This is a genomic window from Pseudomonas delhiensis, from assembly GCF_900187975.1.
GTDB lineage: Bacteria > Pseudomonadota > Gammaproteobacteria > Pseudomonadales > Pseudomonadaceae > Pseudomonas > Pseudomonas delhiensis.
Map to the genome: position 1 here is coordinate 88,610 of NZ_FZPC01000013.1, position 26,264 is coordinate 114,873.

26 protein-coding genes and 1 pseudogene are annotated in these 26,264 nt (G+C 67.4%); 12 read left to right on the forward strand and 15 right to left on the reverse strand.

Annotated features, from left to right (window positions below; all coding sequences use genetic code 11):
- Positions 1–359: 359 nt before the first annotated feature.
- Positions 360–713 carry a hydroxyisourate hydrolase gene (gene uraH / locus CHC02_RS13555; protein ID WP_043272145.1) on the reverse strand — a complete coding sequence of 118 codons (354 nt, stop codon included), beginning with the start codon at positions 711–713 and terminating at the stop codon, positions 360–362.
- 410 nt (positions 714–1,123) lie between these two features.
- Here uraH and puuE point away from each other — a divergent pair, with 410 nt between their 5' ends.
- From puuE to CHC02_RS13585, 6 genes are all read left to right on the forward strand, one after another.
- Positions 1,124–2,053 (forward strand): allantoinase PuuE, encoded by a 930-nt coding sequence (gene puuE, locus CHC02_RS13560; RefSeq protein ID WP_089391977.1) that lies wholly within the window; start codon positions 1,124–1,126, stop codon positions 2,051–2,053.
- Complete coding sequence (gene uraD / locus CHC02_RS13565) at positions 2,050–2,565, forward strand: 2-oxo-4-hydroxy-4-carboxy-5-ureidoimidazoline decarboxylase (RefSeq protein ID WP_089391978.1); 516 nt, start codon at positions 2,050–2,052, stop codon at positions 2,563–2,565. Before puuE ends, uraD begins: the two co-directional genes overlap by 4 nt.
- A 38-nt stretch (positions 2,566–2,603) precedes the next feature.
- Positions 2,604–3,599, forward strand: a complete 996-nt coding sequence (gene alc / locus CHC02_RS13570; protein WP_089391979.1) for an allantoicase — start codon at positions 2,604–2,606, stop codon at positions 3,597–3,599.
- Positions 3,600–3,734: 135 nt separating this feature from the next.
- Positions 3,735–4,241: an ureidoglycolate lyase gene (locus CHC02_RS13575; RefSeq protein ID WP_043272149.1), complete on the forward strand. Its 507-nt coding sequence runs from the start codon at positions 3,735–3,737 to the stop codon at positions 4,239–4,241.
- A 52-nt stretch (positions 4,242–4,293) separates the two neighbouring features.
- Positions 4,294–5,610, forward strand: a complete 1,317-nt coding sequence (locus CHC02_RS13580) for a urate hydroxylase PuuD (protein WP_089392060.1) — start codon at positions 4,294–4,296, stop codon at positions 5,608–5,610.
- Positions 5,611–6,082: 472 nt separating this feature from the next.
- On the forward strand, positions 6,083–7,429 hold the full coding sequence (locus CHC02_RS13585) for a nucleobase:cation symporter-2 family protein (RefSeq protein WP_089391980.1): 1,347 nt from the start codon (positions 6,083–6,085) through the stop codon (positions 7,427–7,429).
- Positions 7,430–7,859: 430 nt separating this feature from the next.
- Here CHC02_RS13585 and CHC02_RS13590 read toward each other — a convergent pair whose 3' ends face one another.
- Positions 7,860–9,563 carry a methyl-accepting chemotaxis protein gene (locus CHC02_RS13590; protein WP_425262412.1) on the reverse strand — a complete coding sequence of 568 codons (1,704 nt, stop codon included), beginning with the start codon at positions 9,561–9,563 and terminating at the stop codon, positions 7,860–7,862.
- Positions 9,564–9,635: 72 nt separating this feature from the next.
- Entirely contained in the window at positions 9,636–10,238 is a 603-nt protein-coding gene (gene gstA / locus CHC02_RS13595) for a glutathione transferase GstA (RefSeq protein ID WP_089391982.1), read from the reverse strand.
- A gap of 128 nt (positions 10,239–10,366) precedes the next feature.
- Between gstA and CHC02_RS13600 the strand changes: the two genes are divergently transcribed.
- A complete protein-coding gene (locus tag CHC02_RS13600) occupies positions 10,367–10,705 on the forward strand; it encodes a winged helix-turn-helix transcriptional regulator (RefSeq protein ID WP_089391983.1) in 339 nt (112 codons plus the stop codon).
- Between the two features lie 34 nt (positions 10,706–10,739).
- Here the strand turns inward: CHC02_RS13600 and CHC02_RS13605 are convergent, their stop codons facing one another.
- Positions 10,740–11,306, reverse strand: a complete 567-nt coding sequence (locus CHC02_RS13605) for a DUF4124 domain-containing protein (RefSeq protein ID WP_089391984.1) — start codon at positions 11,304–11,306, stop codon at positions 10,740–10,742.
- 206 nt (positions 11,307–11,512) lie between these two features.
- On the opposite strand from CHC02_RS13605, the gene dusA reads away from it, so the two are divergent.
- Positions 11,513–12,511, forward strand: coding sequence for a tRNA dihydrouridine(20/20a) synthase DusA (gene dusA / locus CHC02_RS13610; protein WP_089391985.1), 999 nt, complete (start codon positions 11,513–11,515; stop codon positions 12,509–12,511).
- A 62-nt stretch (positions 12,512–12,573) separates the two neighbouring features.
- Positions 12,574–13,494, forward strand: a complete 921-nt coding sequence (gene tal, locus CHC02_RS13615; RefSeq protein WP_089391986.1) for a transaldolase — start codon at positions 12,574–12,576, stop codon at positions 13,492–13,494.
- A 76-nt stretch (positions 13,495–13,570) separates the two neighbouring features.
- On the opposite strand, the gene rssC is transcribed toward tal, so the two are convergent.
- The 4 genes from rssC to CHC02_RS13635 form a co-directional block, all read right to left on the reverse strand.
- Positions 13,571–14,053: an anti-sigma factor antagonist RssC gene (rssC, locus tag CHC02_RS13620; protein ID WP_043266908.1), complete on the reverse strand. Its 483-nt coding sequence runs from the start codon at positions 14,051–14,053 to the stop codon at positions 13,571–13,573.
- On the reverse strand, positions 14,050–15,234 hold the full coding sequence (gene rssB, locus CHC02_RS13625) for a two-component system response regulator RssB (RefSeq protein ID WP_089391987.1): 1,185 nt from the start codon (positions 15,232–15,234) through the stop codon (positions 14,050–14,052). The genes rssC and rssB overlap by 4 nt, the downstream gene beginning before the upstream one ends.
- Before the next feature lie 171 nt (positions 15,235–15,405).
- A complete protein-coding gene (locus CHC02_RS13630) occupies positions 15,406–16,110 on the reverse strand; it encodes an MlaA family lipoprotein (protein WP_089391988.1) in 705 nt (234 codons plus the stop codon).
- A 1,230-nt stretch (positions 16,111–17,340) separates the two neighbouring features.
- Positions 17,341–18,057, reverse strand: coding sequence for a UTRA domain-containing protein (locus CHC02_RS13635; RefSeq protein ID WP_089391989.1), 717 nt, complete (start codon positions 18,055–18,057; stop codon positions 17,341–17,343).
- A 123-nt stretch (positions 18,058–18,180) separates the two neighbouring features.
- On the opposite strand from CHC02_RS13635, the gene pcrP reads away from it, so the two are divergent.
- The 3 genes from pcrP to CHC02_RS13650 all read left to right on the forward strand — a co-directional run bounded on the left by pcrP (position 18,181) and on the right by CHC02_RS13650 (position 19,849).
- Entirely contained in the window at positions 18,181–18,930 is a 750-nt protein-coding gene (gene pcrP, locus CHC02_RS13640; protein WP_089391990.1) for an HAD superfamily inactivated hydrolase PcrP, read from the forward strand.
- Complete coding sequence (locus CHC02_RS13645) at positions 18,927–19,508, forward strand: phosphonate degradation HD-domain oxygenase (RefSeq protein ID WP_089391991.1); 582 nt, start codon at positions 18,927–18,929, stop codon at positions 19,506–19,508. The genes pcrP and CHC02_RS13645 overlap by 4 nt, the downstream gene beginning before the upstream one ends.
- Before the next feature lie 77 nt (positions 19,509–19,585).
- On the forward strand, positions 19,586–19,849 hold the full coding sequence (locus CHC02_RS13650) for a DUF4404 family protein (RefSeq protein WP_089391992.1): 264 nt from the start codon (positions 19,586–19,588) through the stop codon (positions 19,847–19,849).
- 47 nt (positions 19,850–19,896) lie between these two features.
- Here CHC02_RS13650 and CHC02_RS30535 read toward each other — a convergent pair.
- From CHC02_RS30535 to CHC02_RS13680, 7 genes and pseudogenes are all read right to left on the reverse strand, one after another.
- A pseudogene (locus CHC02_RS30535) lies at positions 19,897–20,048 on the reverse strand (outer membrane porin, OprD family); the annotation flags it as partial.
- Between the two features lie 75 nt (positions 20,049–20,123).
- Positions 20,124–20,975 carry an HpcH/HpaI aldolase/citrate lyase family protein gene (locus tag CHC02_RS13655; protein WP_089391993.1) on the reverse strand — a complete coding sequence of 284 codons (852 nt, stop codon included), beginning with the start codon at positions 20,973–20,975 and terminating at the stop codon, positions 20,124–20,126.
- Positions 20,972–21,457 (reverse strand): MaoC family dehydratase, encoded by a 486-nt coding sequence (locus CHC02_RS13660; protein ID WP_167364827.1) that lies wholly within the window; start codon positions 21,455–21,457, stop codon positions 20,972–20,974. Before CHC02_RS13660 ends, CHC02_RS13655 begins: the two co-directional genes overlap by 4 nt.
- A gap of 35 nt (positions 21,458–21,492) precedes the next feature.
- Complete coding sequence (locus CHC02_RS13665; protein ID WP_089391995.1) at positions 21,493–22,791, reverse strand: CitMHS family transporter; 1,299 nt, start codon at positions 22,789–22,791, stop codon at positions 21,493–21,495.
- 109 nt (positions 22,792–22,900) lie between these two features.
- On the reverse strand, positions 22,901–24,046 hold the full coding sequence (locus CHC02_RS13670; RefSeq protein WP_089391996.1) for a CaiB/BaiF CoA transferase family protein: 1,146 nt from the start codon (positions 24,044–24,046) through the stop codon (positions 22,901–22,903).
- A gap of 49 nt (positions 24,047–24,095) precedes the next feature.
- Positions 24,096–25,262: an acyl-CoA dehydrogenase family protein gene (locus CHC02_RS13675; RefSeq protein WP_089391997.1), complete on the reverse strand. Its 1,167-nt coding sequence runs from the start codon at positions 25,260–25,262 to the stop codon at positions 24,096–24,098.
- 173 nt (positions 25,263–25,435) lie between these two features.
- Positions 25,436–26,179, reverse strand: coding sequence for an IclR family transcriptional regulator (locus tag CHC02_RS13680; protein ID WP_089391998.1), 744 nt, complete (start codon positions 26,177–26,179; stop codon positions 25,436–25,438).
- Between the last annotated feature and the right edge of the window lie 85 nt (positions 26,180–26,264).

A 26,264-nucleotide genomic window follows, 5' to 3' on the forward strand; every position in this document is an offset into this window, starting at 1 on the left:
CAAGCTCGCTCCTACGAAAAGCGCTGGCACCTGGAGCGAGCTTGCTCGCGAACGGTGTTTACCGGCAGCAATGATGTTTAGGGTTAACTCCGCCCCCTCTCCCTGGGAGAGGGGGCTGTCCGGCGCGGACGAGAGGTTCGGCATCAACCTGTAGGAGCGGGCCCTGCCCGCGATTTCGCGCGCAGGGCGCGCTCCTACATGGGAACGCGGTGTGGATGGGGCGGCGTAGGATGGTGGAGCGAAGCGACACCCAGCCTACGAAAACACCCCGGAGTAAGAACACACAGGCAAAAAAGGACCCGCCAGAGGCGGGTCGATGGGACTCCACGAAGAGTCGGGGTGGGAAGCCGGATGGCGGCCTAGCTGCCGCGGTAGGTCGAGTAGCTGTACGGCGAGATCAGCAGCGGCACGTGGTAGTGGTCGCTTTCCGAGGCGATGCCGAAGCGCAGCACCACCTGGTCGAGGAAGGCCGGTTGCGGCAGTTGCAGGCCACGGGCGCGGTAGTAGTCGCCGGCGTTGAACTGCAGCTGGTAGACCCCGGCGCGGAAGTCCTCGCCCTGCAGCAGCGGCTCGTCGCAACGGCCGTCGTCGTTGGTCACGCGGGTGGCGACCAGTTCCAGCTGCTGGCCTTCCACGCGGTAGAGCTCGACCTTGATGCCATGGCCGGGGCAGCCGTGGGCGGAATCCAGTACGTGCGTCGTCAAACGTCCCATGGGCTCTGGGCATCCCCGGCGCGGCCGGCGGACGCCGTCCTCCTTCTCGGTGTGGTGTGGGTTGCGCCCCGTCGGCGCAGGGCGGCGGGGCGGGTTGGATGGAACGAAAATACGCCATCACATAAATATTGTATACAAAAAACTTGCTTCCACGCCCCGAAACGGCGCCACCGCCCCAGCATGCGGCATTCCGATCCGCTGCCGGTACGCTTGAGGCCGGAGGCCACCGAGCTGACCGGTTGGGCAGGTAATTTGCTTGCCCTGCCGACGGATGCGGATGACGACGGATGGCGAAACCGGGGTGCGGGATTGTATTTACATTCGGCCACACAACTTGTATACAATATCTCGCAACATGGTGGCGCACGCCCTACCGCCCCGCGCCGCCCCCAACAAGAAGGAACACTGCAGTGAGCGCTGACTACCCACGCGACCTGATCGGTTACGCCGACAACCCTCCCCACCCGCACTGGCCGGGCGACGCGCGCATCGCGCTGTCCTTCGTGCTCAACTACGAGGAAGGCGGCGAACGCTGCATCCTCCATGGCGACAAGGAATCCGAGGCCTTCCTCTCCGAGATGGTCGCCGCCCAGCCGCTGCAGGGCGCGCGCAACATGAGCATGGAGTCCCTCTACGAATACGGCAGCCGCGCCGGCGTCTGGCGCCTGCTCAAGCTGTTCCGCAAGTACGACCTGCCGCTGACCATCTTCGCCGTGGCCATGGCCGCCCAGCGCCACCCGGACGTGATCAGGGCGATGGTCGCCGCCGGCCACGAGATCTGCAGCCACGGCTACCGCTGGATCGACTACCAGTACATGGACGAGGCCCAGGAGCGCGAGCACCTGCTGGAGGCCATCCGCATCCTCACCGAGCTGACCGGCGAACGCCCGCAGGGCTGGTACACCGGCCGCACCGGCCCGAACACCCGGCGCCTGGTGCGCGAGGAAGGCGGCTTCCTCTACGACTCCGACACCTACGACGACGACCTGCCCTACTGGGACCCGGCCAGCACCGCCGCCAAGCCGCACCTGGTGATCCCCTACACCCTGGACACCAACGACATGCGCTTCACCCAGGTGCAGGGCTTCAACAAGGGCGACGACTTCTTCGAATACCTCAAGGACGCCTTCGACGTGCTCTACGCCGAAGGCACCGAGGGCGCGCCGAAGATGCTCTCCATCGGCATGCACTGCCGCCTGCTGGGCCGCCCGGCGCGCCTGGCCGCGCTGGAGCGCTTCATCCAGTACGTGAAGGGCCACGAGAAAGTCTGGATCGCCCGCCGCGTCGACATCGCCCGCCACTGGCACGAAAAGCACCCGTTCAAGGAGAGCCAGGCATGAGCCGCTTCCAGACCCTGACCCCGGCCAGCCTCGACCGCGCGGCCTTCGTCGCCGCCTTCGCCGACATCTACGAACATTCCCCCTGGGTGGCCGAGAAGGCCTACGACCTGGGCGTGGACGAGAGCCTCAACGACATCGAGGCGCTGCAGCAGCGCATGGCCGACATCCTCCTGTCGGCCAGCCATGAAGCCCAGCTGGCACTGATCAACGCCCACCCGGACCTGGCCGGCAAGGCCGCCGTGCGCGGCGAGCTGACCGCCTCCAGCACCTCCGAGCAGGCCGGCGCCGGCATCCACGAATGCACCGCCGAGGAGTTCGCCCGCTTCAACGAACTCAACGACGCCTACAAGGCCAAGTTCGGCTTCCCCTTCATCAAGGCGGTGAAGGGCAGCAACCGCCACCAGATCCTCGCGGCCTTCGAGGAACGCATCCACAACACGCCGGAGCAGGAGTTCCAGACCGCCCTGGCCGAAATCAACAAGATCGCGATGTTCCGCCTGCAGCAGCTCTGAGCCCGCGGCTGGAAATTCACGTCACCAAGGAGAACAAGATGAGAACCTACAACGCTCCCTTCGAGAAATTCGTCAACCTGGCCGACGAGCGCCTGGGGAGCAAGGTGATCAGCGTCACCGACGAATGGTTCGCCGCTGCCAGCCGCATGCTGCAGCCCACCCCCGCGGTGTGGAAGGAAGGCGTCTTCGACGACAACGGCAAGTGGATGGACGGCTGGGAATCCCGCCGCAAGCGCTTCGAGGGCTACGACCACGCGGTGATCCGCCTGGGCGTGCCGGGCTCGATCAAGGGCGTGGACATCGACACCAGCTTCTTCACCGGCAACTTCCCGCCGTCGGCCTCCATCGACGGCTGCTTCGTGGCCGAGGGCGAGCCGAGCGACGACACCCAGTGGACCGAAGTGCTGTCCTCCGTCGAGCTGCAGGGCAACAGCCACCACTACCACGCAATCGACGACGAGCGCCCCTACACCCACCTGCGCCTGAACATCTACCCGGACGGCGGCGTGGCGCGCCTGCGCGTGTACGGCATCCCGTTCCGCGACTGGGCCAGCCAGAACCCCGACGAACAGGTCGACCTCGCCGCCGCGCTCAACGGCGGCCGTGCCCTGGCCTGCTCCGACGAGCACTTCGGCCGCATGAGCAACATCCTGAACCCCGGCCGCGGCGTGAACATGGGCGACGGCTGGGAAACCGGCCGCCGCCGCACCCCGGGCAACGACTGGGTGATAGTCGCGCTGGGCCACGCCGGCATCGTCGAGAAGATCGTCGTCGACACCCTGCACTTCAAGGGCAACTACCCGGAGAGCTGCAACATCCAGGCGGCCTTCGTGAAGGGCGGCACCGACAGCCAGATCGCCACCCAGAGCCTGTACTGGCGCGAATTGCTGCCGAGCCAGAAGCTGCAGATGCACAACGAGCACACCTTCATCGAGCAGATCAGGGAACTGGGCCCGATCACCCACGTGCGCCTGAACATCTTCCCGGACGGTGGCGTCAGCCGTCTGCGCCTGTTCGGCAAGGTGGCCAGGTAAGCGCAACACCTCCCCCGTCATCCCCGCGAACGCGGGGATCCAGAGACACTGGGCTCCCGCGTTCGCGGGAGTGACGCAAGGAAAAGCGGTCCCCGGCTCGCCCGGGCACAGAACAACGAACACAAGTGACCAGCCATGCGTACCCTGAAGATCGAACCGTTGACCAAGGAAGCCTTCGCCCCGTTCGGTGATGTCATCGAGACCGAGGGCAGCGCCCACTTCATGATCAACAACGGTTCCACCCGCCGTTATCACAAGCTCGCCACGGTCGAGACCGCGCAGCCCGAGGATAAGGCGATCATCAGCATCTTCAGCGCCGAAGCACTGGAGATGCCGTTGCGCATCCGCATGCTGGAGCGTCATCCGCTGGGCAGCCAGGCCTTCATCCCGCTGCTCGGCAACCCCTTTCTGGTCGTGGTCGCGCCACTTGGCGACGTACCTGTACCGGGCCTGGTCCGTGCCTTCCTGACCAACGGAAGGCAGGGCATCAATTACCACCGCGGCGTCTGGCACCACCCGGTGCTGACGATCGAAAAGCGGGATGACTTCCTGGTGGTCGATCGCAGCGGTTCCGGCAACAACTGCGACGAGCATTTCTTCACCGAGGACGAGCAACTGCTCCTCGACCCCCAACTAAACTAATAAGAGAGGCCCGTCCGCCGCGACGCCGGTGGCCGGGCAAGAGGTAATGACTGTGGAAGCACATCTCATCGAATGGGCGAACCTGCTGGTTCGCTGGATTCACATGATCGTCGGCATCGCCTGGATCGGTGCCTCGTTCTACTTCGTCTGGCTGGAGAACAACCTCAACCGCGTCAACCCGCGCGAAGGGCTCTCCGGTGACCTCTGGGCGATCCACGGTGGCGGCATCTACCACCTGGAGAAATACAAGCTGGCGCCGCCGAAGATGCCGGACAACCTCCACTGGTTCAAATGGGAGGCCTACTCCACCTGGCTCTCGGGCGTATGCCTGCTGACCATCGTCTTCTACCTGAACCCGAGCCTGTACCTGGTGGCCCCGGGCAGCGACCTGGCGCCCGCCGCGGCCGTGGCCATCGGCATCGGCTCGCTGATCGCCGGCTGGTTCATCTACTCCACCCTGTGCGACTCGCCGCTGGGCAAGACCCCCGCCCTGCTCGGCGCCATCCTGTTCGCCCTGCTGGTGCTCGCCGCCTACCTGCTCAGCCAGGTGTTCAGCGGCCGCGGCGCCTACCTGCACGTGGGTGCGATCATCGGCACCATCATGGTCGGCAACGTGTTCCGGGTGATCATGCCGGCCCAGCGCGCGCTGGTTAAGGCCATCGAGGAAGGCCGCGAGCCCGACCCGGTGCTGCCGGCCAAGGGCCTGCTGCGTTCGCGCCACAACAACTACTTCACCCTGCCGGTGCTGTTCATCATGATCAGCAACCACTTCCCGAGCACCTACGGCAGCCACTATAACTGGCTGATTCTGGCGTGCATCGCGGCGCTGGCGGTGATAGTGCGGCATTACTTCAACACCCGCCACAACGGCAACGGCATGGCCTGGGCCCTGCCCGCCGGCGCCGTGGGCATGATCGCGCTGGCCTTCGTCACCGGCCCGACGCTGCAGAGCGCCGCTCCCGTCGGCAACGCCGCGCAGGTGCAGTACCAGCCGTTGCCGGAAACCGCCATCGGCGGCAAGACCGCCGCCGAGCGCGCCAAGGAAGACGGCGAGAAGGCCGCCGCTCCGGCGCAAGCCCAGGCGCAGGCCGCCAGCGCCGGTGGCAATGGCGACTTCGAGAAGGTTCATCACGTCATCCAGGAACGCTGCACCGTGTGCCACTCGGCCAAGCCGACCAGCCCGCTGTTCAGTGCCGCCCCGGCCGGCGTGATGTTCGACACGCCGCAGCAGATCCAGGCGCAGACCGCGAAGATCCAGGCGCTGGCCGTGGCCTCCCAGGTCATGCCGCTGGGCAACATCACCCAGATGACCCAGGAGGAGCGCAACCTGATCGGCTCCTGGATCGCCAAGGGCGCCCAGACCAACTGAGCCACCGCGGTTCGCCGGAACCAGGAAAACCGCACCTTCGGGTGCGGTTTTTTTATGCCCGCAGGCTTTTCGTAGGAGGACTCCGTCCGCCATTCCGCCGGCAAGGCCCGCGCCCGATGTTTCGCCTGCACCGCCCAAGCCCTGTAGGAGCGCGCCCTGCGCGCGAATCGCGGACAAAGTCCGCTCCACAGGAACACCGACTCCACGGAATAAAACTGTAGTCCCACCCGACCTACGGCTACATCCCGCCAAGACCACGTAACACGCGGCCTAGAGCGACCCGAAACCCGTCATTCACAAGCCGACTAGCTAGTTGTATACAAAAACATATTGAAGCGAATACACATCAACGCTATAAAGTCCCGCACCGCTTCACCCGCACGGCCCCGGGGGTGTGGCGAGCCAGTACTACCCGGTCGCCGAGCCTGATCGGCGCCCACCAGTGACACAACAATAAAAATCGAGGTGTTGCATGTCCGAGGTAACTGAGCGCCACGCTGCCGGCTCGTCCGCCGACCAGCGTCTGCCGTTGCTGCAACTGCTGCTGGTGGGATTCCAGCACGTGCTCCTGATGTATGGCGGCGCCGTGGCCGTCCCGCTGATCGTCGGCCAGGCCGCCGGCCTGTCCCGCGAGGAAATCGCCTTCCTGATCAACGCCGACCTGCTGGTCGCCGGCATCGCCACCGTGGTGCAGTCGCTGGGCATCGGCCCCGTCGGCATCCGCATGCCGGTGATGATGGGCGCCAGCTTCGCCGCCGTCGGCAGCATGGTGGCCATGGCCGGGATGCCCGGCGTGGGCATCAACGGCATCTTCGGCGCCACCATCGCCGCCGGCCTGTTCGGCATGCTCATCGCGCCCTTCATGAGCCGCATCGTGCGCTTCTTCCCGCCGCTGGTGACCGGCACCGTGATCACCTCCATCGGCATGTGCCTGTTCCCGGTGGCCATCAACTGGGCCGGTGGCGGCAAGGGCGCGGCCAACTTCGGCGCCCTGGAGTACCTGTTCCTGTCCAGCCTGGTGCTGGCCGCCATCCTGCTGGTCAACCGCTTCCTCAAGGGCTTCTGGACCAACGTCTCGGTGCTCATCGGCATGCTGCTGGGCTACGTCGTCGCCAGCGCCATGGGCATGGTCGACCTGTCCGGCATCGACGCCCGCCCGGCCTTCGAGGTGGTCACCCCGCTGCACTTCGGCGCGCCCAGCTTCCACCTGGCGCCGGTGCTGTCCATGTGCCTGGTGGTGCTGATCATCTTCGTCGAGTCCACCGGCATGTTCCTCGCCCTGGGCAAGATCACCGGCGACGAAATCTGCCCGCGCCGCCTGCGCCGCGGCCTGCTGTGCGACGCCACGGCGTCCTTCTTCGCCGGCTTCATGAACACCTTCACCCACTCCTCCTTCGCCCAGAACATCGGCCTGGTGCAGATGACCGGGGTGCGCAGCCGCTTCGTCACCGTGGCCGCCGGCGGCTTCCTGATCCTCCTGAGCCTGATGCCCAAGGCCGCCTACGTGGTCGCCTCGATCCCGCCGGCTGTGCTGGGCGGGGCCGGCATCGCCATGTTCGGCATGGTCGCCGCCAGCGGCATCCGCATCCTCCACGAGGTGGACATCGTCGACCGCCGCAACCAGCTGCTGGTGGCGGTGAGCATCGGCATGGGCATGGTCCCGGTGGTGCGCCCGGACTTCTTCGCCGCCCTGCCCGCCTGGATGGAGCCGATCACCCACAGCGGCATCGCCATGACCGCGATCTGGGCCGTGCTGCTCAACCTGCTGTTCAACATCCTCGGCGAACGTGGCCGCGACGCCCTCTGCGGGCACCACTGAAGCCGACGCTTTCGGCAGGCCCATCCCGACGCCTGCCGCTTCCAGCCGCGCCTCACTCCTGCGCGGCTTTTTTCATTCCCAGCCGCACGAACCATCCGCCGGCACGGTCCGTAGGGCACATAACGCCTACGGCGTTATCCGCCAAATCGCGGACAGAGTCCTACAGGAGATGTCATGTCTCACCAGGGACTGAGCGGACCTTGTCCGCGATTCGCGCGCAGGGCGCGCTCCTACAGGTGGAACAGCGGTGGCGGGGTAGGACTCCGTCCGCGATTGGATTCATCGGCCACGCCGGACACCCCGACAGCCCGGCAACCCGGCCAACGGCGGATAACCGCGAACGGTCATTCGCCCTACGCCAAACGGCCGCCCCCAAACGAAAAGGCCGCGCATCCTGCGATGCACGGCCTCACCTTCCACCGCCCGGCATTCACCGGGCCGCCGCAGCTTCCCGCCGCATAGGGCTGCGCAGCGCCGGCGTCTCGCTCAGCGGCATGCTCTCGGGCCGGTAGCCCAGGCGCAGGCCGCCCCAGTGGCGGCCGTTGACGAAGATCGGCACCGACAGGTCGTGCATCAGCTCGCCGGTATCGCGGCAGTAGGTCTGCAGCAACAGCGCCTGCTGGTGGCTGCCGCAGCGGATCCCGGTGCGGTCGTCGAACAGGCGCTTGCTGCGGCTCTTCAGGCGGTCCACCTCGGGGTCGCCGGTGGGCGGCTGGGCGAAGGCGCGGTTGTGCGTCGGCACGTAGCCCTCGGCGGTGCAGGCGATGGCGAACACCAGGCCCTCGTGGCGCTGCAGCAGGTCTTCCTGGATCTTCGGCAGCACCTCGTCGGTGTAGCGGTCGAAGCGCGTGCCGTACTTCTGCGGCTCGGTGCCGGGGATCGGCTGGTAGTGGCGGTCGAACAGGTCCTCGACGCTGATCCGGCCGTCGTCGAGGTCGGCGGCGAAGCGCGCCCCTATGCTCGACGCCCCTTCGCGGGCCAGGTCGTAGACGCGCTGGTGGTAGTCGTCCAGGCCGACCTCGGCCAGGCGCTCGCTGATGGCCTCGGCCTGGGCCTCCAGGTGCACGGCGGCGTCGGCCAGGCGGTGGGTCTGCTCGTCGCTGACGCGGATGTCGCCGCGCATGCTCTCCACCGCGGCGAACAGGTTGTCCAGCTGGTGGCGATTGATCTCGGCACCCTCGGCGATCTCGGTGATCTGCCGCTCGACGCCGGCGGCCAGCCCGGCGATGCCTTCCAGTTGCCCACCGGTGCTTTCCACCTGGGCCAGGCCCTCGTCGAGGTCGGCGGCCAACTGGAGGATCTGCTCGGCGACCTGGGCGGTACGCTGCTGGATGTCCTCGACCATCTGCCCCACTTCCTCGGTGGCCTCGGCGGTGCGCGCGGCCAGCCCGCGCACCTCGTCGGCGACCACCGCGAAGCCGCGGCCGTGCTCGCCGGCGCGGGCCGCCTCGATGGCGGCGTTGAGCGCCAGCAGGTTGGTCTGGCTGGCGATGGACTGGATCACCTGGGTGACGCGCTGGATGTCCTCGCTGCGCTGGCTCAGCGCCTCGATCAGCGCCCGGCTCTCGCCGGCGCGGCCGCTGAGCTGGTGCATGCGGGCGATGGCCTGCTGCAGCTCGGCGCGCCCCGCATCGCTGCCGGCGCGGGCCTGGGTGGCGGCCTCCATGGCCTGGCGCGCCAGGCTGGAGGTGGCGCGCTCGGTGTGGATCATCACCTCGGCGCTGCCGACGATCTGCTCGGCCGCCACCAGCTGCGACGCCAGGCGCTCCACCAGGCGCTGCACGGAATAGGACACGCCGGCGGCGGACAACGCATTGTGGCTGGTGCTGCGGGACAGGTCGCGGGTCAGCGCGGCCAGCTCCGGCGCCGCGGACGATACGCCGGGCAGGCTGCGGCGCTGGCCGACGAACCAGGGCAGCCAGAGCAGCGCGAAACCGAGCAGCAGGCACAGCGACAGCGGCCAGCCACCCAGCGACTGGGCGATGAACAGCGCGAGAAGGCCGGCAGTCTGCAGGGAAAGAACGAGGAAGATACGCGAACGTGTCGGGTCCATGAGGGCACCTCTCCAGCCACCGCCCGCCCCGTGGAACACCCCGGGTTGGCGCAGGCCCTGAATTATTGTTGTCAGGGCCATTAGGCGACCATTTGTCAGCCGCGGCTATCGTCCCTTAGTCGGTAGTGTGGCCGTCATTCCGGGTTGGCGCACCTACTGCGCTTCGGCGTTCAGCGCGGCGCGCACACTGTCGCGGACAGCCACCCGCGCGACAAAGCGCTGCAACGCCGGCCAGTTGGCCAGGTCGATGCCCAGGCGCTGCGTCCAGCCCAAGACGGTGAACAGGTAGGCATCGGCCACGCCGAACCCTTCGCCCAGTAGGTAACTGGAGCGCTCCAGGGCCGGAGCCGTCTGTTCCAGGCGCTTGCCGACCTGATCGCGGAACCGCGCCTTCAGCGCCTCCGGCAGCGCGCCGTCGAACAGCGGGTTCATGCCGGCGTGAATCTCGCTGCCGATGAAGTTCAACCATTCCTGCAGCCGCGCCCTCGCCAGGCCGCCAGACGCCGGGGCCAGCCCCGCCTCGGGGCGCAGGTCGGCCAGGTACTGGAGAATGGCCGGCCCCTCGGTGAGCACCTGGCCGTCGTCCAGCTGCAGGGCGGCGACATAGCCCTTGGGGTTGATGGCGAGGTAGTCGGCGCCATTGGCGGTACGCTTGCTGCGGTTGTCCACCCGCACCAGTTCGAAAGGCAGGCCCAGTTCGCGCAGGGTGATGTGGGAAGCCAGCGAACAGGCGCCGGGGGCGTAGTACAGCTTCATGGGGAAAGCTCCTTTCATGGATGTCGCACAGGAGTATCCGCAGCCTGGTATATCTTTTAAAGAAGGGAGAAAAATGGTGTATAGGTACAAAAAATATACCTATGACCTGCCATCATGAGGAACCGGCCATGAAGAAGAACGTTTCCGGCTGCTCGGTGGAAGAAGCCATGCACCTGCTGGGTGGGCGCTGGCGCCTGCTGCTCGTGTCCTACCTGCTCGACGGCCCCAAGCGCTTCAACGAACTGCGCCGCGACATGCCGAACATCTCCCAGCGCATGCTGACCCTCGATCTGCGCGCCCTGGAGGAGGCCGGCCTGGTGACGCGCACGGTCTACCCGGAAGTACCGGTGAAGGTGGAATACCGCCTGAGCGTGGATGGCGAGCGGCTGCGCAAGGTGGTGGAGGTGGTGAAGGAGTTCGGCCTGTGGCTGAAGGCCCGGGCGCCGGCCGAAGCCGCCGCGGACTGAGAACGCGCGGCCCGTGGGCCGCGCGAGGTGGCGCTCAGTTGCTCGAACCGGACTGGTAGGTGTTCATCACGCAACCATTGGCATCGTAGTTGATGCTGAAGAAATTCAGGTCCTTGTCGTTCCAGTAGGTGCTGCTGCCGGGGCCGTGGAAGCTGGCCTGGTCGCTCGGGGTGCCGAACATGTCCTCGATTTCCTTGCGGCTCATGCCCGGGACGATTTCCTTGCGCACCATGGCGGTCCGCAGGTCGCGCTCGGAGAGCCCGGTGGAACAACCCGGCCGCTCCTGCGAGCCACCCACCACGGTCACCCGCGTGCCGCCGACCGGCGCCGGGGTGGCCGGTGGCTGTGCCGGATAAGCCCCCGCCGGGGCATGGTCCGCAGGCGGCGCCTGGAGCGCCGGCTGCGCCATCACCGCCCCTTCGCCGCTGCCGCTGGGCCGGCGGTTCTCCACGTTCAACTCGACACCGGCGTTGCCGCCGTTGGGGCAGGCCTGCTTGGTGAAGGTCACCTTGCCCTGCGCATCGACGCACTTGTAGATCGTATCCGCCTGCGCCCAGGCGGCGCAGAACAACAGCGGAACCGCAACGAGAACACCCTTCATACAGCCTCCCTGGCTGATCAGTGGCAGATTGACACCTCAGACCGCCGCCCCGGCGAAAGTTCCAGGGCCGATACATGAAATCCTAACCGTATCGCCAGGAACAACCCACACCCCGGCATCTTCGCCCTTTCTGCTAGAATACCCGCCCCTTCACCGATCCCGCGCCGCGCCGGCCCCCGCCGCCGTGGCCGAAGCCCGTACCCAGCATGCCGCAAGACACCCGCCCGCAACGCCCCGAGCCCTCCCGCCGCTTCTCCGTGGCGCCGATGATGGACTGGACCGACCGCCATTGCAGATTCTTCCTGCGCCAGCTGTCGAGCCATGCCCTGCTCTATACCGAAATGGTCACCACCGGGGCCCTGCTGCACGGCGATGCCGCGCGCTTCCTGCGCCATGACGAGTGCGAGCACCCGCTGGCCCTGCAGCTGGGCGGCAGCGTGCCGGCGGAGCTGGCGGCGGCCGCGCGGCTGGCCGAGGCGGCCGGCTACGACGAGGTGAACCTGAACGTCGGCTGCCCCAGCGACCGGGTGCAGCACAACATGATCGGCGCCTGCCTGATGGCCCATCCGGCGCTGGTGGCCGAGTGCATCGTGGCCATGCGCGAGGCCGTTTCCATCCCGGTCACGGTCAAGCACCGCATCGGCATCAACGGCCGCGACAGCTACGCCGAGCTGTGCGACTTCGTCGGCCAGGTGCGCGAGGCCGGCTGCCGCAGTTTCACCGTGCATGCGCGCATCGCCATTCTCGAGGGCCTGTCGCCCAAGGAGAACCGCGAGGTGCCGCCGCTGCGCTACGAGGTGGCGGCGCAGCTCAAGCGGGATTTCCCGGACCTGGAGATCGTCCTCAACGGCGGCATCAAGACCCTGGAGGAATGCCGGGAACACCTGCGCACCTTCGATGGCGTGATGCTCGGCCGCGAGGCCTACCACAACCCCTACCTGCTGGCCCAGGTGGATGCCGCGCTGTACGGCGCCACGGCCCCGGCCATCAGCCGCGCCGAGGCGCTGTCGCGGATGCGCCCGTACATCCAGCGGCACATCGCCGAGGGGGGCGCCATGCACCATGTGACGCGCCACGTGCTCGGCCTCGGCCAGGGCTTCCCCGGTGCGCGGCGCTTCCGCCAGCTGCTTTCGGTGGACGTGCACAAGGCCGCCGATCCGCTTCGGGTGTTCGACCAGGCCGTCGAACTTCTGGCCGGCCGCTAGGTCCCGTTGAGCGCCGTCCGGGCCTCGGGTAAGGTCATGGCATCGCCACCGGAAGAGTTGCCATGACCTCCAAGCTGGAACAACTGAAGCAGTACACCACTGTCGTCGCCGATACCGGCGATTTCGACGCCATTGCCCGCCTGAAGCCGGTGGATGCCACCACCAACCCTTCCCTGCTGCTCAAGGCCGCCGCCCTGCCCCGCTACGCCGAGCACCTGGCCCGCGCCACCGCGGCCAGCGGCGGCGACGCGGGCCTGGCCTGCGACCGCTTCGCCGTGGCGGTGGGCAAGGACATCCTCGGGGTCATTCCCGGGCGCGTTTCCACCGAAGTGGACGCCCGCCTGTCCTTCGACACCGAAGACACCCTGGCCCGCGCCCGCCGGCTGGTCGAGCTGTACGACGAGCAAGGCGTCGGCCGGGACCGCGTGCTGATCAAGATCGCCGCCACCTGGGAAGGCATCCGCGCCGCCGAGCAGCTGGAGCGCGACGGCATCCAGACCAACCTCACCCTGCTGTTCTCCTTCGCCCAGGCCGCGGCTTGCGCCGACGCCGGGGTGTTCCTCATCTCGCCCTTCGTCGGCCGCATCTACGACTGGTACAAGAAGGCCAACGCCCGCGACTACGTCGGCGCCGAGGACCCGGGCGTGCAGTCGGTGTCGCGCATCTACCGCTACTACAAGGCCAACGGCTACCGCACCGTGGTGATGGGCGCGAGCTTCCGCAACCTCGGGCAGATCGAGCAACTGGCCGGCTGCGACCGCCTGACCATCAGCCCCGACCTGCTGCAGCAACTGGCCGACGCCCAGGGCGAGCTGCCCCGCACCCTGCAGCCCGGCGGCGGCGAGGCGCGCCAGGTGCTGGACGAGAGCGCCTTCCGCTGGCAGATGAACGAGGACGCCATGGCCACCGAGAAGCTGGCCGAGGGCATCCGCCTGTTCGCCCGCGACCAGGAGAAGCTGGAAGCCCTGCTCGGCGGCCGCTGAAAAGCGCGCGCAACAAGACGAACCGGCGCCCCAGGGCGCCGGTTTGCGTTCTATCTATCGACGGGCTTCGCGCGGATCAGTGGTGCTCGAGGGCACTCACCAGGTCGTGGAAGGCTTCACGGTTGGACTCGTTCAGGCCCATGAGGATGCGGTGGGCCTCCAGCACCTTGCTGCGCACCACCTCCTCGGACTGGTCCTGGGGCGGCAGGTCGGTGAGGCAGTCCGTGCAGGGGATGGGCCGGTCGACGATGTTGAACACCTGGTCGAAGCCCATGGACTGCAGCAACCGGGTGATGTCCGGGTTGGTGGTCACCAGGGTCGGCAACAGCCCCACCTTCTGCCGCGAGAGGATCGACAGCTTGGCCAGCAGGCCCAGGGTGGTGCTGTCGATGCTCTGGGTTTCCGTGAGATCGATGATGATCGCCGTGAAATTCAACGCGGCGAAGATTTTTTCAATGGTGGCATCCAGCGCCGAACACAGGGTCAGTCGGACTTCGCCCACGAACTTCAGGACGAATGAGCCATCCTGCTCGGCGAACTGGATTTTACCGGTACTCATGCAAGGTTCCTGCTCAACACCAGCAAGGCGATATCATCCGGCATCTCGGACAACTTGGCCAGCCCGAAGACCTGGCGCAGGCCGTCCAGCGTCCCGCCGGCGGCGACGACCTGCTCGGGCAGGGCCGTCTCCTTTTCTTTCAATGTAGCCCCGGGCAGCACGTCCAGTATGCCGTCGGAGAACAACGACAGGCTGAAGGACCTGGGCAGGTCCAGGGTCCGGTCGTCGTAGGTGGCGTCCTCGAACAGGCCCACGGGCAGGCCGCGGCCCTCGAGGTAGCGTGCTTCGCCGTCGACATAGAGTACCGGCAGCGGCAGGTGGCCGCCGATGCTGTAGGTCAGGCGATCGGTTTCCAGGTCGATCACCCCGCCGAGCATGGTCACGTGCTTGCCCAGCCTGGTGTTGATCAGCCCGCGGTTGATGTGCCCGAGCACCTCGGAGGGCTTGAACTCGGGCAGCGTGCCCGCGCGCCGCGACTCGTACAGCAGGCGGGTGGTCATGAACTTCAGCAGCACGGTCACGAACGCCGAGGAGGCGCCATGGCCGGAGACGTCGGCGAGGTAGAAGCCGATGCGCCGCTCGTCGACGCGGAAGTAGTCGACGAAATCGCCGGACAGGTACAGCGACGGGATGATCTGGTGGGCGAACTTCAGCCCCTCGGCTTCCCAGGGCGTCACCGGCAGCATGTTCATCTGCACCTGGCGCCCGGCGTTCTGGTCTTCCTGCAGCAGGTTCAGGCTGGCCTGCAGTTCGCGGTTGGCGGTTTCGAGCTTCTCGCGGTAGCGGCGGTTCTCCGACCGCAGGTAGGCGCGGTCCAGGGCGCGGCGCACCGAGTGCTCCAGCACCGCCAGGTCTTCCAGGGGCTTGATCAGGTAGTCCGCGGCGCCCAGGCGCAGGGCCTCGACCACGTCGCTCATCACCCCGGCGCCGGAAAGCACGATGACCGGCGTTTCCACCGCCATCTCGCTGACCCGGCGGATCAGTTCCAGGCCGTCCATCTGCGGCATGCGCAGGTCACAGATGACCAGGTCGGGCAGTTCGTGCTGGAAGACCTGCAGGCCCTGCTGGCCGTTGGTCGCCTGCAGGACTTTGAAACCGCTGTCTTCCAGGTAGGCGGCGAGGCTTTCGCGAACGGCCTCGTCGTCGTCGATGATCAGCAGCGTGGCACTGGGTTTGTGCATGGGTTATCCAGGCAAACGGCGCCGGAGGTGGTGGATGTGGGCGCGCATGGCAATGAAAACGGCGCGGGTCGGGTGCGACAAGGCGCAGACACTACTCCCATCCGCCCGAGGGTTCAAGACGGCGGCTCGGCGCGCTTGCGGCAGCCCCGGGGCGGATGGGTGGCGAGGGTGTCAGAAGTCGTCTTCGACCTGGCCGTCCTTGACCTTGAACTCGCGGTTCTGCAGGTAGGCGTTGCGGATGAAGGTGTACTTGTCGCCGGAAATCAGCTTCTCGGACTTCAGCAGGTCGGCGCGGGTGTCCACCACGTCCACCGCGCGGATGCTGTTGCGCACCGACACGTCGTCGATGTACGGGTACATGCCGGTGTAGGCGTCCGGGATCTTCGACGGCGCGTCGCGCAGGGTGCTCGGGCCCAGCAGCGGCAGCATCACGTACGGGCCGCTGCCCAGGCCCCAGTAGCCGAGGGTCTGGCCGAAGTCCTCGTCGTTGCGCTGCAGGCCCATGCGGGTGGCCACGTCGATGAAGCCGGCCAGGCCGAAGGTGGTGTTGAACAGCAGGCGACTGGTGTCGACCCCGGCGTGCTCGAGCTTGCCCTGCAGCAGGTCGTTGACCAGGTTGCGCACGTCGCCGATGTTGCTGAAGAAGTTGTGGACGCCGTCCTGCACGAAGTTCGGCGTAACCTTCTGGTAGCCCTGCGCCAGCGGTTTCAGCGCATAGGTGTCGAGGGTGTCGTTGAACACGAAGATCGGGCGGTTGACGCTCTCCCAGGGGTCGTCCTCGCTCGCGGCCTGGGCCAGGAGGGGAAGCATGGCCAGGCTGGCTCCGGCCAGCAGGCGAGCGGTGCGCTGCATCCAGTTGACGCCGTATGGGCGCATCGGGTTTCTCCTTTGAAAGTCTCATGAGGCCGCCGCCGCGGCCTCGAACCGCTGCGCAGTATATAGTTCCAGATTCGATTTGCAGATATCGGATTGTTTCTAACGCCTTCGCACCGGGAACGCGGCTGGAAGCGTCGCCCTCCCCCTCACGATAGCCAAGAGCCAGCTTTTGTGCCGATGGGATTCTCTTGCCGATTGGGTTGGAAGGCTCTTCGTAGGAGCGAGGGGGAGGCCTAGTTCTTGCTCGCGAATGGAGTTTCCCGGTGGCTGGGGTGTTGGGGGTAAGAGCGCCCTCTCCCCAACCCTCTCCCTGAAGGGAGAGGGGGCTGTCCTGAGCAGTGCGTCGGTCAGGCGCCATCCTCCCCCCCCTAACCTCACCCCGTCATTCTCGCGAACGCGGGAACCTAGCTGCCTTGGATTGGGTGTTTCTGCGCCGCTCCGAGTCTGCCCGACCTTCTTGTTTCGCCCCCTCGGGCGAGTCCCTTTTGTCAAACGCCACAAAAGGAACCAAAAAGGCAGCCCCGCATACGGGCCCGATGGAGCCGGGCTACCCTCACGAATTCCCCCGCCACGGAGGCCCGCCCCGAGGGTACGTCCCTGTAGCCCATCGGGGCTCTCGCGACATCCATGTCGCATGACCTCCTGAGCGCCGGTTTCGCTCGGCCTTCTGAAGGGGCGTTCCGGTGCGCTCGGTTGTTTCTCTGGAAACCCGTAGGGCGCCGGCCACGCCGGACACCTCGGTGGCACGGCCAACGGCGGATAACCGCGAACGGTTATTCGCCCTACGAGTTTGCCGGCTGACGCTGCGTTATCCGCTTGCTCGGGACAGCCCCCTCTCCCTTCAGGGCGGGCCGCGTAGGCGAGGGTTGGGGAGAGGGAACGGACTTCGCTCACGCACCTCTGCCAACCCTGACGCCGCCCCCCTCCCTAACCCTCCCCCGCAAGCGGGAGAGGGGACCGTCCGGCGCGATGCGAAACCATGAGGCTCCCGGGCTCCTCGTAGGGCGCATAACGCCTACGGCGTTATCCGCCGAATTGCGGACAGAGTCCGCGATTGGTTTCACCGGCCACGCCGGATACCTCGGTGGCACGGCCAACGGCGGATAACCGCGAACGGTTATTCGCCCTACGGCTGGGCAGGGTCGTAGAAGCAACCACTGTTCGCGAGCAAGAACCAGGCGTCCCCCTCGATCCTACGAGAAGCCGTGCTCGCCTCCCCGCGCCCGCGAGTCAGTCCGGATAGCAGGCCTGGATGACGATCTCCAGGGCGTCCGGGCGCCAGAACTCCCGGTCCAGCTCCACCACCCGCCCGCCCTCGGCGTAGCTCAGGCGCTCCAGGTACAGCCCCGGCGCGCCCGGCGCCAGCTGCAGCGGCGCGGCCTGGTCCGCGCCCAGGGCGCAGGGGTGCATGGCCAGCTCGCAGCGCCGCGGGCGCTTGCCGAAGCGCTCGCGCAGCACTTGCGTGAGGGAGCCGTCCAGGTCCTCCTCCAGCAACCCCGGGCACCAGGCGGCGTCCAGCAGGATGCGCTCCAGCAGCACCGGGCGCCGGTCGATCCAGCGCCGCCGCTCGATGGCGAACAGCAAGGCGCCCTCCTCCAGGCCCATGCGCCAGGCGGTCGGCGCGTCGGCGGCGTACTCGCGGCGGCTCAGGGTCTCGGTGCGCGGCTGGCGGCCCTGGGCGGCGACGTATTCCATGAAGCCCTGGGTGCGGGTGGGGTTGTAGCGCACCCGCGGCGGCGCGACGAACCAGCCGCGGCGGTTCTCGCGGTACAGCAGGCCCTCGGTCTCCAGCTGCTGCAGGGCCTCGCGTAGGGTCACCCGGGTGCAGCCGAAGCGCTCGGCCAGCTCGCGCTCACCCGGCAGCTTCGCGGCCAGGCCGCCCTGGCGGATGTCCCCGGCCAACTGGTCGCGGATGCGCAGGTAGTGCAGGGGTCGTTCGGCCGCCATGGTGGGCTCTCCAGCGAAAGGCGCGCCATTATAAAGGCAGCGGGTACGCGCGCAGACCGGCTTCACCGGATCGTCACAATGGGCGTCTAGTCTGGCCTAGACCATCGTCCAGACCACCGCGCCATGCCCGCCTCGACACCCGCCGACCTGCCCCGCTTCACCTCCCTGCTCTTCGGACTCGCCGGCGACCTGGTGGACTTCGGCGCCCGCACCCTGCCCCGCGCCCTGCAGCAGAGCTGCCCGGAGTGCCCGCAGGAGCGCCTCGCCGAAGCCGCCACCCTGGCCCCGCAGCAGGCCCTGGGCCACGTGCTCGGCCGCCTGCCCAGCGCCGAGGAGACAGCGCGCTTCCGCAGGCGCCTGGCGGAAGCCGCCGACGCCCATGCCGAACCCATCGCCGAAGCCCTGCCGGCGCTCCGCCAGCTGAACCGCCAGGGCGTGCCCTGCGCCTGGCTGGAGGAGCTGCCGGAGCCGGCCAGCGAACGCCTGGCCGCCGCCCTCGACGGCGCCCTGGACAACGGCATCGCCCACGCCGGCCGCCCCTGGCCGGCGCCGGACGCCTGCTGGCGCGCGCTGATGGAGCTGGGCACGCCGCAACTGGACGGCTGCGTGCTGGTCAGCAGCCAGCCGCGCCTGCTCCAGGCCGGCTTGAACGCCGGGCTGTGGACCATCGGCCTGGCCGCCAGCGGCCCGTTGTGCGGCCTCTCGGCGCGCGACTGGGAGGCGCTGGACGGCCCCCGGCGCGACCGGCGCCGCGCCCAGGCGACCTTCGGCCTGTACCGCCTGGGCGTGCACTCGGTCATCGACCACCTGGGCGAGCTGGACTCCTGCCTGCAGGACATCGCCAGCCGCCGCGCCAAGGGAGAAAAACCATGAACCGCGCCCGCCACGCCTTCCTCGACGAGCTGGCCGAACGCTTCGCCAGCCACGGCGCCGAGCCCTACGGCGAATCCGTGAGCCAGGCCGAGCACGCCCTGCAGTGCGCCACCCTGGCCGAACGCGCCGGCTGCGCCGACAGCCTGGTGATCGCCGCCCTGCTGCACGACATCGGCCACCTCTACGAGAACCCCGACGAGATCGAGGCCTGCGACCTGCGCCACGAGGAAGTCGGCGCCAATCTGCTGCGCCCCCTGCTGCCCGAGGCGGTGTGGCAGCCGATCCGCCTGCACGTGGCCGCCAAGCGCTACCTCTGCGCGGTGGACGCGGCCTACCACGCCGGCCTGTCGCCGGCCTCGCGGCACAGCCTGGCGCTGCAGGGCGGGCCCTTCGACGAGCGCGGCGCCAGCGCCTTCCTCGGCGCCCCCTACGCCCAGGACGCCATCACCCTGCGGCGCCTGGACGACCTCGGCAAGGACCCGGCCATGCGCACCCCGGAGCTGGCGCACTTCTTCCCGCTGCTGGAACGCCTGCTGCGCATTGACGGGCATCAGACAGGGTCGCGTCCGGCGAGTTAAGCTGTGTGGCATGGAGATGGATTTTTCGCCGCCGCGCGGCGGTCCATCCTGGGTAGCCACCGCAGAAGGAAACCACCATGCCCACACGTCAACTGCATGAAGAACTGCAGCGACTGCGCGACCAACTGGAACAGCAGCCGCCGCTGAGCGAAGAACAGCGCTCGGAGCTGCAGACACTGATCCAGGACATCGAACTGCAACTGGCCAACGAGGAAGCGCTGGCCGACGAAAGCCTGCTGGACGGCGTCAACCTCGCGGTGGAGCGCTTCGAGGTCAGCCACCCGACCCTCGCCGGCACCCTGCGCTCGATCATGCAGAGCCTGGCCAACATGGGCATCTGAACCCCTCTCCCGGCGGCCCGCCCCTCCCGGCGCGGGCCGCATCGCCTTTACCAGAGCGGCAATGTGTAACCAATGATGACGCGGGTTTCGTCCAGGTCGTTGCCGAAGCCGGTGTCGCCTCCCATTCCCCGCCGTCGCCCTGGCCGCCCAACAGGTCGATGTCGTCGTCGCGCAGGTAGCGCGTCATGAAGGTCATGCCCCCAGGCGCTAGGTGAAGCGCGCGGCTGTCGACGTTGCTGTCTCTTCCGGATTGGTTTTTCCATGAGGGACGGGGCTATCCGCACCCCGGCGAACGCCCCGCCGCTTCGAGAATGCGCAACGCCTGCCGGAACAGCGGCTCGTCGATCATCTGCCCATCAAGGGCGGCCACCCCTCCCTGCGCGCCCTTCATGGCGCCGAGCACCGCCTCCGCCCAGCGGCATCGCGCCTCGTCGGGCCTGAAGGCCTCGCGGATCAAAGCCACGTGCGACGGATGAATGCAGGCTTTGGCGCGGAACCCCAGGTCCGCGGCCTCGCGTGACTCCCGGGCCAGCCCCTCGACATCGGCGATGTCGATATGGACCGCGTCGATGGCCGCTTTTCCATGGCTGGCGGCCGCCAGCAGAACGCTGCCGCGGGCCTGCTCGATCAACGGGTAGTAGCGCCCCGACGGGTCACGGCTGCGGCAGCCGCCCAGGTCCGCGACCAGGTCCTCGCCGCCCCAGAACAGCGCGACGCAATTGGCCGAGGCCGCCAGCGCGCCGGCGTTGGTCACGCCCCTTGCGGTTTCGCAAAGCGCAACCAGCGAGAAATCGCCCAGGTGTTCGAGCTGCGCCGGGCTCTCCGCCTTCGGCAACATCAGCCACGGGGCGACCTGCTTCTGCTCGCGCAGCTCCCGCAGGGCCTTCAGGTCTTCGTCATGCCAGGCCGAGGCCGAGGCCGAGGCATTGATCCGAACCATGACCCTGTCCCCCAGCCGCGGCAGGGCGTCGATCACGCAACGCCGGGCCCGGGCCTTGGCGGCCGGGGAAACCGCGTCCTCCAGGTCCAGGATCACCCGGTCGGCCCTGGCCAAGGCCTTTTCGTAACGATCCGGCCGGTCGGCCGGGCAGAACAGGATGGCCTCCCCGAGGCGAAAGTCGCTCATCGGCACGCCTCCGGCCCACGCTTCATCAACGCATAGCGCCTGGCCACGGCGACCAGGACACCGTGCTGGTTGTAGCCGCGGTGCACCATCAGAACCACTCCCGCGTCAGGCCGGGATTTCGACAAGCGTTTTTCCTCTATCTCGGTTTCCGCGTACAGGGTGTCGCCGGCCACGACAGGGGCGGGAAAGCTGACCTCGGTGAAGCCGAGATTGGCGACCAGCGTCTTCTGGGTCAGGTGCCCGACGCTGAGGCCGACCAGGGTGGAAAGCGTCAGCATGCTGTTCATCAGCCGCCCGCCGAACTCATTCTCCGCCGAGGCACAGGCATCCAGGTGAATGCTGGCCGGGTTCATCGTCAAAGCGGAAAACAGGCTGTTGTCACCGTCGTCCAGGGTGCGTCCGGGCGCGTGGCGGTAGACGACATCCATTTCGAGTTCGTCGTAGTACAGCCCCCTTTGTTGCGAATACCTCTTCTGGCTCATGCTCATACTCCTGGCTGGAACCGGATGCCCATCGTTCAGAACGGGAAGACCCCGAGAATGGCGGCGGCGATGGTCATCACCACGCTGGCTGCCAATAGGAAGGGAATGGTGAATTTCTGGTGTTCGGCCAGGTCGACCCGCGTCAGGCCGACGATCAGGAAGGTGGCCGGGGTCAGCGGGCTGACCGGGAAACCCGTGGTCATCTGCCCCAGCAAGGCCGCCTGGCCCATCTGGATACGCGGGACGTCGAGCATTTCCGCGCTGTTGGCCAGCACGGGCAGAACGCCGAAGTAGAAGGAGTCCGGGTCGAACAGCAGGCTCAGGGGCATGGACAACAGCCCGAGGATGAACGGCATGTGCCCGGCATGCTCGTTAGGCACGTGCCGCACCAGGGCCTCGGCCATGGCCTTGAGCATGCCCGACTCGCCCATGATGCCGGTGAAGACTCCCGCGGCCAGCAGGACGCTGGCCATCATCAGTGCGGCCCTGGCGTGGGCGTCGATGCGGGCCCGTTGCTCGGCCACGCAGGGGTAGTTGATCACCAGCGCGAGCACGGTCCCCAGCATGAAGATGAGGACCGGCGGGACCCAGCCGGCGATGAGCACGGTCAGTACCACCAGGGTGACCACGCAATTGACCGCGAAGCGCCCAGGGCGGCGCAGCGCCGCCTGCTCGGCGGTGACTTCCGGCATGTGGATCTCCAGGCCACTGCCCGCGCCGCCCAGCCCCAGGCGTCGCTCCTCGCGCAGCCCCAGCAGGTAGCAGGCGCCGAAGACGAAGACCAGGCCGACCAGTTGCACAGGCAGCAGCGGATAGAACAGCTCGGTGGTCGGGATGTTCAATGCCGCGGAGGCCCGCAGCATGGGGCCGACCCAAGGCAGGAAGTTCACCCCGGCGGCCAGCGACACCGCGCAGGCCAGAATCCGCCGATCCATGCCTAGGCGTTCGTACAGGGGCAGCATGGCGGGGATGGTCACCAGGAAAGTCACGGCGCCGGAACCGTCCAGGTGGATGATCAGGGCCAGCAGCGCGGAGCCCATGACGATATAGCGCGGCCGTCCGCCCACCGCTCGCAATATCCGCCTGATGATGGGATCGAGCAGGCCGGCGTCGGTCATCACGCCGAAGAAGATGATGGCGAAGATGAACATGCCCACCACGGGGCCGATGTTCTTGATGCCGTGGACGACGAATTCGCTGGTTTGCATCCCGAAGCCGCCCAGCAACGCCGCCACCACCGGGACGACGATCAAGGCCACCAGGGGCGAAAGGCGTTTCGACAGGATGAGCAGAAACAGGCTGACGATTGCCAGCAGTCCGATACTTGCGAGCATGTGCGTTCCCCGTGGGAAGAACCGCGCGCCGCCCGCCGGAGGGCAGGCGCGCGGAACCCGCTGATTGTTGTTATATGCAGTCGCGTTCCCGGTCTTGCGCAGGCGGGGCTCAGTCGTCCCGTCTGCGCAAGACCTCCTGGCTGTGCTCCCCCAACCCTGGCGGCTGGGCGCGGTAACTGGCCGGCGTGCGGCTGAGGCGAATGGGCGAAGCGATGCCACGGTAGTCGTCGCCAATGCTCACCAGCATGCCGCGGGCGGCCACCTGCGGCAGGGCGAGCGCCTGCGGCACATCGAGCACCGGGCCACAGGGCACCCCGGCGCGGATCAGGCGTTCACACAGCTCTTCCGCGGCGTGCCGCTGCAACCCTTCGGCCAGAGCCTCGCGAAGCGCCTGCCGATGCCGGTTGCGCAGCTGGTTGCTGCTGAAGCGCGGGTCCTCTATCAACCCGGGCAGTTCCAGATAACGGCACAGCGTGGCGAACTGGGCATCGTTGCCCACGGCCAGGAACACCTCGCCGGTGGAAGTGGCGAACTTGTCATAGGGCGTGATGTTGGGATGCGCATTGCCGCTGCGCCGCGGGGCCTGCCCCGCATACAGGTAATTGGCCGAATGCGGGTGGAGGATCGAAAGCGCGCAATCGAACAGGGCCGCTTCGATGAACTGGCCCTTGCCGCTGAGCTTGCGCTCGTGGAGCGCCATGAGGATGCCCAGCGCGGCGTTCATGCCGGTGACCATGTCGACGATGGGGACGCCAACCCGCAGCGGGTCGCCATCCTGCTCGCCGTTCACGCTCATCAGGCCGCTCATGGCCTGGATGGCGGCATCGTAGCCCGGCATGCCGGCATAGGGCCCTTCGTCGCCGAACCCGGAAATCCGGCAGTGGATCAACGCGGGGAAGCGTTCGCTCAGGACCTGCCGGCCCAGCCCCCAGCGCTCCAGGGTGCCGGGCTTGTAGTTCTCCACCAGCACGTCGGCATCCTCCAGCAGCGCCAGCAACCGCTGGCGGTCCGCCGCATCGCCGAGGTTGAGGGTGGCGCCCCGCTTGTTGCGGTTGACCCCCAGGAAATAGGCGGAGGCACGCTCGCGTACCGGCGCGCCCCAGCCCCGCGTCTCGTCGCCATTCGGGGGCTCCACCTTGATCACGTCGGCGCCGTGGTCGGCGAGTATCTGCGTACAGTAAGGGCCGCCCAGGACCTTGGACAGGTCGACGACCTTCAGCCCCGTCAGGCTGCCCGGGAGTGCGTGAACATGCATCGGCGTTTCCTCTGCTTATTGTTCTCGTTGCGTCTGGGAGGTGCGGCAATCAGTAGGACTTGGGCAATCCCAGGACCTTCTCGGCGATGTGGCACATGATGAGTTGCGGGCTGACCGGCGCCAGGCGCGGAATCCAGCTTTCACGCAGGTAGCGTTCGACCTGGTACTCCTTGGCGAAGCCCATGCCACCCAGGGTCGCCACCGCGGTCTGGCAGGCCTGGCTGCACGCCTCGGCCGCCAGGTACTTGGCGGCGTTGGCCTCGGCGCCGCAGGGCTGCCCGGCGTCGTAGAGGCTGGCGGCCTTGTAGACCATCAGCTGCGCGGCCTCCAGCGCCATCCAGGCCTGCGCCAGGGGATGTTGGATACCCTGGTTCTGCCCGATCGGGCGACCGAACACGACGCGTTCGCGCGCATAGTCCACCGCCCGCTGCAGGGCCACCTGCCCCAGGCCCACCGCTTCTGCCGCGATCAGGATGCGTTCGGGGTTCAGGCCGTGCAGCAGGTACTCGAAGCCCCTGCCCTCTTCACCGATGCGGTCCTCCTCGGGGACCTCCAGGCCATCGATGAACAGCATGTTGGAATCCACCGACTTGCGGCCCATCTTGTCGATCTCGCGCACCTCGACCCGCTCGCGATCCAGGCGGGTATAGAACAACGACAGCCCCTGGGTCGGCTTGCTCACCTGCTCGCGCGGCGTGGTGCGGGCGATGACCAGCATGCGGTCGGCGACCTGGGCGGTGGAGATCCAGATCTTGCGGCCATCCATGACGTAGCCACCGGGCACCTTGCGGGCGAAGGTCCTGAGGTTGGTGGTATCCAGCCCGGTGTTCGGCTCGGTGACCGCGAAGCAGGCCTTTTCCTCGCCGCGGATCAGCGGCGGCAGGAAGCGCTGTTTCTGTTCGGGGCTGCCGAACACCTGCACCGGGTTGAGCCCGAAGATATTCATGTGCACCGCCGATGCCCCGGAAAGCCCCGCGCCGGAGGCACTGACGGTCTGCATCATCAGCGCCGCCTCGAAGATCCCGAGCCCCGCGCCGCCGTATTGCGGGTCCATGGCGATCCCCAGCCAGCCCTGCTTCGCCAGGGCCCGGTACAGCTCCTGGGGGAAGCGTCCATCGGCGTCCCGCTCCAGCCAGTACTCATCGCCGAATTCGCCACAGATGCGCTGGATCGCATCCTTGATTGCCATCTGGTCTTCGCTGAATTGGAAGTTCATCGGTGTCTCCGCCGTCTCGCGCCAAAGCGCTTGCTGTAATTAATTCACAACCATGAAGAATAATTTATGTATGTGAATTTTTAAGCGCAAGCTTTTTCTCCTGGAAAAGGCGCAGGCGCGACTGCCCCTACCCGCAGGAGGCATTGGTTTTCTTAGGAACGGTCAGCCAGGAATCAGGCGGGGTCGACTTCCGCGACGATCCGCGCAACGCAGGCGAGCAAGGGCGCGGGGAATGCCTGCCAGCGCTGGCGCATGCGCGGCAGGGGGCCGGCTACGGATACCGCATACCACTCCCCGGAGAAGTTGAAGGCACAGGCCAGGGCGGCCAGATCGTCCGAGCTTTCGCCGAGGTTCTCGCTCCAGCCGCGCTCCCGTACGGCGGGCAGCCTGGCCAGATAGTCATCGACCGTACACAAGGTGAGCTCGGTGAAACGCCGCATCTCCAGGCCGCCAAGGATCTCCCGGGCCTCGGCCTCGGGCAGACGCGCCAGGATCGCCTGCCCGATGGAGTTGGCGTGCAACGGGCGCAGCTCCCCCACCTGGGTGGAGTAGCGGATCGGCTGGGAGGACTCGACCACGCAAAGGTAGAGCACCCGGCCGCCTTCCAGCTTGCCCAGGACCACGGTCTCATCGACCTCCCGCTGCAGGAGGTGGAGATGCTCCTCGACGAGGCTGACCAGCGGATCGCCGCTGTCGATCCGCGTCGCCGCCGCCAGCAGCCGCTTGGTGGGGTAGTAGCCACCCCGCTTGCGCACCTCGTAGAGATAGCCGCGCGCATGCAGCGTACGGATCAGTCCGAGGCAGCTGGACATGGGGATGTCCAGCAGGCGCGCGAGTTCGGTCAACGACAGCGCCCGCCGCTCCTGGGCAAAAACCTCGATGAGATCAAGGGTGCGGGCTACCAGTTTGACTTCCATGCGGGCTCTGCGGGTCTGTCGGGAAAAGATGCAGAGAGTAGCGCCTGCCTCGTTCCCACCTCAAGCGATGCCGCCTGCCCGATAG